Source organism: Paenibacillus ihuae (assembly GCF_001368795.1).
Lineage (GTDB): Bacteria > Bacillota > Bacilli > Paenibacillales > Paenibacillaceae > Paenibacillus_AQ > Paenibacillus_AQ ihuae.
In genome coordinates this window covers 807,998-818,632 of the sequence record NZ_LN831198.1, presented here as the reverse complement: position 1 = coordinate 818,632, position 10,635 = coordinate 807,998, and the positions used below count along the sequence as shown (strand labels likewise).

Here is a 10,635-nt window from a genome sequence, read left to right as displayed (position 1 = left end):
TTTAACATTAACTTCTGGAGAACAACTCATTGGACGACTACTATTCATACAATTTATCCACTAACTCGCTAAAGGATTTACATACAAAGCGCACTTCCGGATTTGCCCCGCCATCTGATTGCTCATGATCCCAGAATACAATTGAAGGCTGGTTTCCTGCACGGTAATCAAAGCACAGATAGTTGCCAAATGGATCATCTGCAAAAGGAAACACGTTCTCAGGAAGGCGGTCCTTCAACCGGTTATGTACTTCCAGAACATTTCTATTCTCCCTAATGTTAAGATCAATCAAGGAATTGAACACCGCTTCTTGTTTACCCTCAAAATCAAAGGTATCCGGAACAGGTTGTCCGCCATTCTTCAGTAACACGCAACCGACGTAATCAGGGGGAAATAAAATACTTAAAGCTTCCTCCACTTTCGATACATCCTCCCGGGAGAGTTCACTCTTTGCAAGAATCCACTTTACATTATTCGCTTGTTCCATTTGCAAGCCTCCTCCTCAATATTTATCTGTTGTCCGATCCGCCACCCCAAATAGCTCTTCCGCCTGTATGAGCAGTAGTTTCATGAAGCGAACGGTCTACCAGCTGCATAACGCCCGGTTCCTCATTATGATGCCAGACGTATCCTTCCGGAACCTTGCCGTTATTGATTTGTTCGATTTGTCTTTCATCAAATTTCGCCTTCAGGTCAGGGTCGCTGCTAATCGCTTCACTCAGCGATTGCGTAGCAGATTTGAACTGTTTGGCATCCGATTCAAGATACAAAGACTCATCTATTTCCATCTCGTATGTAACCGGAAACTCAGGGAATACACCGGTAAAGGTCCCCTCTGAGGTCTGTATGGTTTTTTCCTGGAAGGGTATATTGGTCTCGGGATGACACTCCCCGGCCAACCCCTCATTTCTGGTCTTCAAATACAGCGGTTCATTTGCCTCGTCAAAGCTAGTAATGGAACTCGGTTTCAGATCCTTAGCGAAGCCGGGAACATCAGAAGAGACCTTGCTTAACCCTTCCTTCATCGTTTCCCAGTTCACGCTTATAGATGAAAGGGCCTCTAACATACGCGGACCTCCCCTTCCTTCCGTTCTTCAATCCACAGATAATAGAAATCTCTAAATCCCGGGTCCTCCTGGGCCTTCTCCTGAAGCAGACACTGCATTACAGCCGGCTCGTATGCTTCCGGATTCGAGAACGCAGTATACTTTCTGAGGCCTTCAATAAATCTTCTATTCCATTCCGTAAGATTCTCGGCGGTTTTGGCATATTGAATGAGTCCTACTCTTTGCGGGATCAGTGAAGATACAATTCGCGACAATTCCCCAAATCTCTGCTGCTCCCATAAGTGCATTTTATGATTAAGCCCAAAATATTCCAGATCATGCAGAAGCGATTGCCGGATCGAATGACTTACAGGACAACCCACCAGCCATTTTTTCAGACGGTCGGCTTCAAAAGAGGCCAAGCTGCTACGGCTATTCTCCGGAATCCTTTCCAGCAGCAGTATTTCGAGCAGCTTGCTCAGCATCTCCCGGTTAGAGGGCTGCTTTGAACCGGCCGCTTTTGTTTCCGGCAAATACGGGTGATAATTATTGAATTCACTCACTTCACATAATACCGGCTGCAGCCAGTTATTTTGATATACCGCAGCAACGCCGGTTCGCAATTTAGGAAGCTCATTGATCTGATGTTCATTTAGATTGGCAGTTTTGCCGACCTCGGAGCGGTCCAATTCATCCGGCAGTCTTAGAATAATTTTGGTGTTGGTGTTCCTGATGACCGACCGGTCCAATAAATTAGGCGCCTGATCGGCAATGATAAACCCTTCGCCGTAGGTTCTCATTTCGGCAATAGCATTGGCAATCATTTCAACCGACTTGCCCTGCAGATTGGCCCCTTCCTGGCTCTGCTCGGAAGCAACGCGGCGCAGCAGGTGATGCGCTTCTTCAATAACAGTCACATGCTGCAGTTCGCTGTTGATAGGACTGTCATTTGACATTCTGTACTCTTGAAGCCTCATGAACAGAATCCCCATAATCAGCGCCTTCGTCTCAACCGAACCCACCCGGCTTAAGTCAATAATACAATTCTGGTCGAATAACACTTCACTTGCAACTTCATCATCTGTGAATATTTTGCCGAACAAGCCATTGGTCATTGACTTCACTCTGGTCACGAGTGCGCCAGTGTAGTTGCTCTTTACCTCTTCGGAATATGCGGATTCGCGAATGACAACAGGCAGAATCGTCAATAGATCATAGAACGTAGGATATTGCACCTCGTCCCCGAAGTAGAAGGACTCTTCTAAATCCCACCCGATGGAGATGTATGTCCGCTCGATTGCTTCCTTTAGCACCGCCGGCATTGCCGCGTACATCGGCCAGCAAGCGTTGAGGATTTCAATAATCCGGTCAATATGCTCCAGCGCATGCACCTGCGCCGGGAAACGGAATGGATTGATCCGGAGCAACTCGGTGAAATTCGCATTGGTGCCAAACACAGAAACGTCCTTCCGGCCGCCGAAGATTTTTTTGTATTCACCTTTTGCCGGTTCGATGACTAGGAAATGAATGTTTTTTCTAACCAGCTCATTCAGCATTTGATAGATCGTATTCGACTTTCCTGAACCTGTAGAGCCGGTAACAAAGGTATGCATCGCAAGGCTGTTAACATCAATCTCGACGCTTGTGTTCTCCGGCTTCCCCATATGAAACACGTTGCCCAGCTTAAGCGCAGCCCGATTTCCTTCAGCCTGATCATAGGTAACGATATTTCTGCCAAATTCAGCCGTCTCAATGACCGGAAGCCCGTTCAGCGATTTCTGGGGAAAGCCCAATTGAAGCGCCAGCTCCTTGCCATTGATTAACGAACCCGGGGAGATATGCGGCAAATTCAGGCCGGTATTGACTTTCATTTCAATCAGCGGGTGATTAAATTTCTTCAAGTACTTTCCAACCTCTAATAAATTAGCTTTATTATTGTTATCCCACGTATTAATAAATGAGTTCTCCACCGCTGAATTCTCGCCGCGCATAATCGCTTTATACGTGCTTGCAGCTACCCGGGAAGTCTGAACGCTAGGTGCGATGAAATAACAGGCACAGCTCCACATGCCGAAATCCTCGGAGCTTTTCAGCCGGAGTAACTGTTCATCGATCTTTTGCAGTAAATTGGTTACCGTCTTATTTTCAAATTGGATTTGCAGGTTTCTGGAGTTGCCGATGGTCTGCGTCTCAGATGAGCTTTCCTGGGTAGAGGTGCCGTCCGATCTTCCGCGCATCTCAGACTCTCCATCAGTCCGCGACTGATTAGTTGTCTTGGACTGCGAATGGGTCGTGCCGTCTGTCGAACTGCCGATCAATGATCCGGCCATACCAGAAATCCCGCCCGCTATTACAGCACCAGCCGGTCCGCCAAGCAGAAATCCTCCCGCTGCGCCTAATCCGCCAAGCGCTCCGCCCCAATTGGTCGTCTTGGAGTAGGACTCGGTCTGGCTCTCCGATTCGGAAGAACCCTGGGTATAGCTCTGCGTCTTGGTCAGACTTTCGTTGATCGTCGCCGTAACGCCCTTACTCATTCCTTCTGAAATCGCGATGCTGTCGCTTGAATTGAAGCTTAAATCACATTTCGCGAACGGTACTAATTGTGAGTATAAATTTTCGTAACCGAGCTTAATCTCTTCAATGTTCCGGTGTGAGATCGGGTCTGCCACAAAAATGGCGGAGAATTCCTCCCCCTTCATCGCGTCGACAAGCTTCTCCAGTCCCTGAACAAACTTAGTCTTATCCTGATCTTTCAAAGAAGGGACACCGGAAACAGAAGAGATGCAGTTCTCATTCTGTGACAGCTCCGAAGTAAATATGGAGGAGATCACCTTCTCAATTTCACTGTTGGTTAAGTTCTCGATATCGCTGCCGGGAAAGTTCCCCTCAAAGCTCTTTTTCAGTGCTTCCTTTGCCGAGTTTACATCCTGCTCCTTAGAGCCCGTCCGGGTACCCAGGTACAGATCGGTGCGGTTACCGTCGCTATTAATGATCATGACAAGCGAACCGGATACATTCCCCAGGGTATTGTAAACACTCATAATCTTATCAAGATTGTTCTCCTGTTTGTCAAAGACCAGTTTATTCATCTTGAACAGCCGGATGTTGTTCCGGGTTGTCAGTTCGCTGATATGCTTAGGAACAGGAACAACATTGCGCAGGTGCAGCTCATCCAAATAATTCTTCTGTACAAAATCAAGCGAAACCTCAAATGCCTCATCCAGATCTTTGAAGTTTCTGCCGTCTATTTCGACCATATCCGAAATATTGTTCATCCCAGTCACCTTCTATTTTAGGTTGCGTTTTGATTTTTTACTTTGAGAATTATAGTCTTTTCTAAATCTATCTGTGAATCTTTCAATTCTCTTAATTACGGGTTGAGATTCATATTGGAGGATAGCATCCTTAACCGGGGCTGTATGAGCAACAGTGTTTGAGTTTCCTCTTATGTCCGCGCGCTCCTTCACTATTCTGCTCTCCAGTTCCTCTGCAATCGGCAGACTTTTCTTTTCTTGCTCTTTTACTATTTGTGGTTTCTGGTCAACAGGAACAGGGCTACTCCCAATATCGCTATTCCTCCCAGTCCCGCTATCACTAGCCATTTTGTATTCGGCTTTCCCGCATCAACAACCCTCGTAGGCACAGTAGTTGTCTTAATCGCTGACGGTGATACAGCTGGCACAACCGGCTGTGACGGAACTTGTGCTGCCGCCTGCAGCTTCACCGGCTCTGACGAGAGTTGCGTAACTGCAGGCTGTCTCATCGGCTGTCCAGCAGGTTGCACGACACTCCGAACAGGAGCTAGAGGGAAATTCCCTTTCAACGCCCGGACCTTTTTACCGACTTCTATGATGAACTCAAAGCGTTCCTTGGAAAAATTATATCGAAGGTCGCTCTTTAATTGGCCCAGATAATCTTTGGTCCACTTGCCGGAGTCTTTTTCGATGTACAACCCGTCATGCACTACCCAGAGCGGTTCGGATAAGCGGCTCTCCGCATATTCTGCCGCCTGTAGGACTTCATTTTGTTCATTGGTCGGGTTTTTGGAGAGATAAGTGCTTAGTGCTACTCTTACCTGTTCTATTTCTTGCTTATTTACAGCTTCCACCAGGAAATTTTGTGGTTGAAACATATTTCCGCTCACTTCCTTTTTTAAATTTCTAAAATTCGCTCCAGACGTCCAACGAAGTTGTGCAGCCATTTGCTTTTCTCTATGTCTTCTTGGATTCTGGAATTGAGAATCTCGCTGTCACCCGACAGCTCCTCGATTTCCTTGACCTTCAGCAACAGAAGTTCCTCTAGCCGGTTAATTTCCGTATTGAAAAATGCCTTTAGCTTGGCTACCTCATTGTCAAGGTAGGCCTGCGCCTCATTAACGTTATTTAATAAATCCTGCTTAGAAGGGTTAATAACCTCTTCTGCAATACGATCAACGTCTACTAAGGTTTTAGTGACATAGGTTGTCTCATAATATCCTGATCCCCAAGTAGAAGGCCTCCACCATGTCGAGGTTTTCACCCACCGATCCCCGTCCGCAACGCTCTTGTTATATTTCATATTGTCTACCAGCATCTTGGCGTCGGGAATATCCACGGCAAAAATCTGGAACTCATCATGCTGGAGGCTATCGCCGCTCACTTCGATCAGGTCCTTGACATAGCTGCGGTACTCTTCCAGCAATTGATCGGCGTCATTTTGCATCGTTGCCAGTATGATGATCTCCAGATCGGTCTTAATGTCACTTTGCAGAGAGGAGATGTCCTCTTTTAATTTTGAGATGATTTTATTAGCTCTGGATACTTCGATACTGCCTTCGTTATTGAACACCGCCGCAAAATCATCGATTTTGGTATGCACCTTGCCCTCGATCCTTCTCATTACAGCCCGGACGTCATATTTCTTATTGTTGATCCGTTCTTTAAAGGCACTTGCCTTCTGTCCTTTCGAAATTTCCTCTTGAATCCGTTTCATTTGCGCATTGATGTTCTTCCGTAATTCCTCGTTGCCGGACATTTGTGCCTGCAGCTGCTGTTCCATTTTCTTGCCTTCTACAATATCTTTGAAGGAGTTCACGGCAGCCGTAATTTTGGATGTTACCGCATACTTGTCCAGATACTCATTAATCGCTTCTTCAATCGATGGTATCCCGGAATGTATCAATGCTTCAGCGTAGGTATCATTTATTCTCCGGGCTTGTTCGATTTGACTTAACAGTTTACGTTTCTTGGTGTTGCTCAGCGGAGCATACTTAACCAAATGCATCTGAGGTTCTTCAATGAAGAAGTCATGTGCATTCAGTGTCTGCTGCTGCTTGCGGGTCAGAATATCCCCGTTCTGATCCATCCGGATCAGCTTGGCCGTCTCCGCGGAGACCGGGAAAATATTAGGATTCATGATTCCCTTATCCTGCAGATAGTCTCCGACATCCTTTAAGGTGTCTTCAATCGTTTCCCGTTCAGGATCGAACAGATCGATTTTGTTGACAGCAAAAATAAACCGGTCCTTCGACTGCTTTCCCCCGCTCTTCATTTGCTCCGCCACAATCGACAGCAGATTATTATCATCATCTGTGCTGAGCTGGGTTGAATTCAGCACATAGAGTACTAGCGGCTTGGATTCATTTTTGATAACGCGGTAGGTATGATCTTTATGGGCACTGTTCCTGGAGTTGTTCGGCCCAGGAGTATCTACCAGAATCAGATTCATACTCTTGGAAGATATGTATGGAATATTTCCCTCAATCTCAATATGTGAGACCTCTTCATTGTTGTTGAACTCCTTCATGCGGTCACTATCCAAAGGCTGCAGCGGCTCAATTTCGTTGCCTTCCAGATCATAACAGCGGCCGATAAACTCGTTGCGGTTGGGCGCATTCTTGATGCTGGCAATGGTTGCGGTACAGGCTGCCTGCTTGGACGGCATCAGTTCTTTGCCCAGCAAGGAGTTGATTAATGTCGACTTGCCCGAGCTCATGGTCGCAATTACAGCAATCTCGAAATCTGAGCTGAGCGCTTTTTCAAAATTCTTCTTAATGGCATCACTGCGGAGCTCTTCAAACGGACCGTGCTGCATTTCATGAACAAGCTGCGTCAGTTCGCTGATTTTATCGTCTTTGCCCTCAGCTGGAATATGGGCTAACTGAATTTTGGCAGCCTTGCTCTGATTGTATTTCTCACAGGCCTCGGTTACATCGTCATAGTCGGGAAGCGTCCCCTGGAATACAAGCTGGAACTCCGTCTCGTTAAGCTCGTCTATCAATATATCAATCAGCTGGTCCAGCCAGACCTGCAGTCTCTCATTCTTAAACTTGGCAAGTTGACTCTCTTGGCTGATCTCCTCATTGTCGTACAATATCTGTGTTTCAACTTTATACGGGTTGTAGCGGATAAACACTTCAGTCATCTACATGAACACCTTCCATTATCGGGTATACTTGATCTCTTGCAGCAGCAATCGTTCCAAAATATGAATGCCTGTCTTCTTCATCGCTTCTACTATTTCTCTTGAGCTGATGAATTTATTGCCTACCTGAATCATCCGGTGCGATCGGACATGGACTGCAGATTGCGGCAGCGACTGTATCAGGCTCCTGTCAACATACCGGTTCATATCATATTGCGGAATCCGGAATAACTCCAGCAGTGAAAGAGCATCCCTCGTTTCCCGCTTCGTTAGGGGGCTGTTACCGAGGATGTTCCTGAACAATCCGGCAGCATACGAAGATATCGGAACAATAACCGGTGAAGCGATGCCAAGCTCCATCACATGGCTTCTAGCAACAGCTAAAGACTCAGTAAGATTGTCGTCTGCCTCCAGATCCAGTTGATCCGCCTTGTTCAATAAGAAAATGATTTGTTGATCTCCTAAATGCTTTACAACTTGCTGCAGCAGGATCTTATCATCATCCGGAGCAAGATTTGTAGCGTTCAGGACATACAAGATCACATCGCTGTTCTTTTGTTCAAGAATTCTTTTCGTAACTGCTTCGTGCTCACGATTTCTCGAATTATTTGTACCGGGTGTATCAACAAAAGATACGTTATGCCTCTTCAGCATCGAAACGCTATTCATCTTGCCTTCGATTTCAATCCGCTCAATACCGGAGTCGCCATTCCATCTCGCAATATCTTCATATGTAAGATTCCAGCGGGAATCTGGATGATTACCTGCAGCCAGCCCTATTTCTCTTACTAGCTCGGGTCTATTGGTAAATTTCAAATATGTCGAGGTACACGCTTTGTTTTCCGAAGGAAAGACCTTTTTGCCGATCAGTGCATTTAAAAGCGTCGACTTCCCAGAGCTCATAGTAGCGATCACTGTAACATGAACGGAATCCGCCTGTTCTTGTACCCAATAGGCATTCGCGGCGTTCTGAAGATACTTGAACACTTCCAGTCGTTTCAGTTTGAGCAGTCCCTTAACATCTGCACCTGCGATCATTTTAATCAGTAATGACTTGATTTCCGTCTCTTTTGCCAGAGGAACCTCACAAAAATCAATATACAAGCGGAGGACCGGATTGAAATTAAACTTGTACGCATCATTTAATTCAAAAAAGAGCATCTCTCCCAAGAGTAGCTTACTGCATATAGACTTTTTAAATTTCCTGCTCTTCAAGGAATCTCCGCAATATCCCAGTAGTGTAAGGAGAGAGTTGAAGCGCTCTTCCTCACCCTCCCCCCCGATATTTTGCAACTCATTATAATCACTGTCTTTAATGCCGAAGTGCCGTTTATATGTACTTAATACATCGTTAACCTGCTCCTCATTTCTGGCTCCAGCCCGCAATGTGATGCTTAAGAAGGAGATATAAGCGAATTTGAATTCGTAACTCTGTCTTGTTGCCGGATGTTTCTCCAAATTTAGAAATCCGTTAATTCTCTCTGCTTTATAACTCAAAGGACCCAATTTCATTAAAATATCACCTCCTGTTTGCAACAAACAGTCCTATTAAATCATAGTTATAAGTCAGCTTGTTGCCACGGAACGTACGTTCTCGAAAGTTACTTAACGCTCAGCTCTTTATGCGCTTCCCGAATATGATGAAAAATCATCCAGCGTACCTTAGTTCGGAGGCATTACTCCGTGAATGTAACCAAGACAGTTATCCAAATTATAACATCAAATTTCAAATGTTTTACATGGAAATCCTACTTTTTACATCATTCTTTTGAACTATATGTCTTAAATTCGACAAAAAAAGAGACTGTCAAAAGACAGAACCTATACTCTCACCGCTGCGCCTTATAAAAATCATGATAGAGCTTCATCATGAGCGCCCTTTTCTCTATCCTTGAAACATAACTCTGTGAGAACCCCAGCTCCTTGGCAATCTCCCGCTGCGTCCGCTCTTCCCCGCCGGTGTCCAGGCCAAAGCGCCCAACCACCACTTCCTTTTCCCGGTCATCCAAAACCAAAATGTCCAGATTACGATAAATCTTACTCTTCTCAATCTTCAGATCGACTTCCTTCACAATATCATCTGCGTCGGAACCGAGGATATCGATCAGCGTAATCTCATTACCTTCCTTGTCTGTCCCGATTGGATCATGCAGGGATTCGACCTTTTTGGTCTTTTTAAGCGATCTCAAATGCATGAGGATTTCGTTTCCAATACAGCGGGCAGCAAAAGTAGCCAGCTTAGTACCTTTGTTTGGGCGGTAGCTTTCAATGGCTTTAATCAACCCAATAGTACCAATGGAGATCAGGTCCTCCATGTCTTCACCCATATTATCGAATTTTTTGAGGTTGTGGACACGATGCGATGTCAATTTTCCTAATATATACTAAAAAACTTATTTTCTGAAGGAGATTCACTCTAATTTGCTGATCACTTTCATCAGGTTATTCAGTTATTCACAAAACAGTCGCTCCGTTTAATATGTGGCTTTTTTACCTCCAACAAAGCAGTAATCTTTGCCAAACTTTACTCCTGAAATCGATGAAGTTTTCCTCTAAAGTGATTTAGCAGGTAGATAATTAATTATCCTCAGTATTTTTCAATTTTCCCTAGTCTGGTCTAAACCATTTGGAATTCTATTCACACTAATTTTTTTTGATAATAGTTTGCTTTTCTCTATCGTTGTAAACATTTTCGCATCATTAGGATCAACAGAGTCGCCCAATAGATATGTGCTTTTTTCAGCTATATGATATATGTACCAACGCTGTCCATCTTCCTCATCATAATAAAAGGTTTCTCCTCTATATCGCGCAAACTTTTTAATGAGTGCTTTAAAAACTTTTTTTGATATAAAAACTAACATCATATTATTAATGAGCAGTAGGATAATATAAAGTAGTAAATCATCACCTGTGACTTTTCCTTTTTCATTTACCAAATTAGCAATAGAACTTGTTAGTATTGAGAATCCGCTTACTATCGATACAAGGTAAATACTAAAAATCCAGTTTAATCTCTTATTTCTACTATTAAATAGCCAATATGCTAATCCATACTTGGACATCTTAAAAGAAATTTTGAAATTACTTGCTGTGTATAAAATGAATAATGAACAGAAAAATATAATTGAAATTAATAATATGGTCGCCTTACTCTTACTAGAGTTGAAATTATTTTCTGTGAAAA

General features: G+C 44.4%; 8 protein-coding genes. All 8 read right to left on the bottom strand.

The window, feature by feature from the left end; translation table 11 throughout:
* Positions 1-40: 40 nt before the first annotated feature.
* Positions 41-487, bottom strand: a complete 447-nt coding sequence (locus AQR02_RS03705; protein WP_054939444.1) for an SMI1/KNR4 family protein — start codon at positions 485-487, stop codon at positions 41-43.
* Positions 488-509: 22 nt separating this feature from the next.
* Complete coding sequence (locus AQR02_RS03700; RefSeq protein WP_054939443.1) at positions 510-1,067, bottom strand: HNH endonuclease; 558 nt, start codon at positions 1,065-1,067, stop codon at positions 510-512.
* Positions 1,061-4,321 (bottom strand): ATP-binding protein, encoded by a 3,261-nt coding sequence (locus tag AQR02_RS03695; RefSeq protein WP_245237081.1) that lies wholly within the window; start codon positions 4,319-4,321, stop codon positions 1,061-1,063. The genes AQR02_RS03700 and AQR02_RS03695 overlap by 7 nt, the downstream gene beginning before the upstream one ends.
* Positions 4,322-4,569: 248 nt before the next feature.
* Positions 4,570-5,178, bottom strand: coding sequence for a hypothetical protein (locus AQR02_RS03685; protein ID WP_054939441.1), 609 nt, complete (start codon positions 5,176-5,178; stop codon positions 4,570-4,572).
* 20 nt (positions 5,179-5,198) lie between these two features.
* Positions 5,199-7,448, bottom strand: coding sequence for a dynamin family protein (locus AQR02_RS03680; RefSeq protein ID WP_054939440.1), 2,250 nt, complete (start codon positions 7,446-7,448; stop codon positions 5,199-5,201).
* Positions 7,449-7,466: 18 nt separating this feature from the next.
* Positions 7,467-8,960, bottom strand: a complete 1,494-nt coding sequence (locus tag AQR02_RS03675) for a dynamin family protein (protein WP_054939439.1) — start codon at positions 8,958-8,960, stop codon at positions 7,467-7,469.
* A 317-nt stretch (positions 8,961-9,277) separates the two neighbouring features.
* The gene (sigK, locus tag AQR02_RS03670) at positions 9,278-9,829 is read right to left on the bottom strand and encodes an RNA polymerase sporulation sigma factor SigK (RefSeq protein ID WP_082451619.1); all 552 of its coding nucleotides are present in this window, start codon (positions 9,827-9,829) and stop codon (positions 9,278-9,280) included.
* Positions 9,830-10,045: 216 nt separating this feature from the next.
* Positions 10,046-10,635: hypothetical protein (locus AQR02_RS32240; RefSeq protein WP_209444121.1), on the bottom strand; the 590-nt coding region annotated here is incomplete at its 5' end.

Excerpts from the sequence above, each read along its gene's own strand:
- AQR02_RS03700 (WP_054939443.1), bottom strand. The coding sequence starts at position 1,067 with ATGTTAGAGGCCCTTTCATCTATAAGCGTGAACTGGGAAACGATGAAG.
- AQR02_RS03695 (WP_245237081.1), bottom strand. The coding sequence starts at position 4,321 with ATGAACAATATTTCGGATATGGTCGAAATAGACGGCAGAAACTTCAAA.
- AQR02_RS03675 (WP_054939439.1), bottom strand. The coding sequence starts at position 8,960 with ATGAAATTGGGTCCTTTGAGTTATAAAGCAGAGAGAATTAACGGATTT.
- AQR02_RS03705 (WP_054939444.1), bottom strand. The coding sequence starts at position 487 with ATGGAACAAGCGAATAATGTAAAGTGGATTCTTGCAAAGAGTGAACTC.
- AQR02_RS03685 (WP_054939441.1), bottom strand. The coding sequence starts at position 5,178 with ATGTTTCAACCACAAAATTTCCTGGTGGAAGCTGTAAATAAGCAAGAA.
- AQR02_RS03680 (WP_054939440.1), bottom strand. The coding sequence starts at position 7,448 with ATGACTGAAGTGTTTATCCGCTACAACCCGTATAAAGTTGAAACACAG.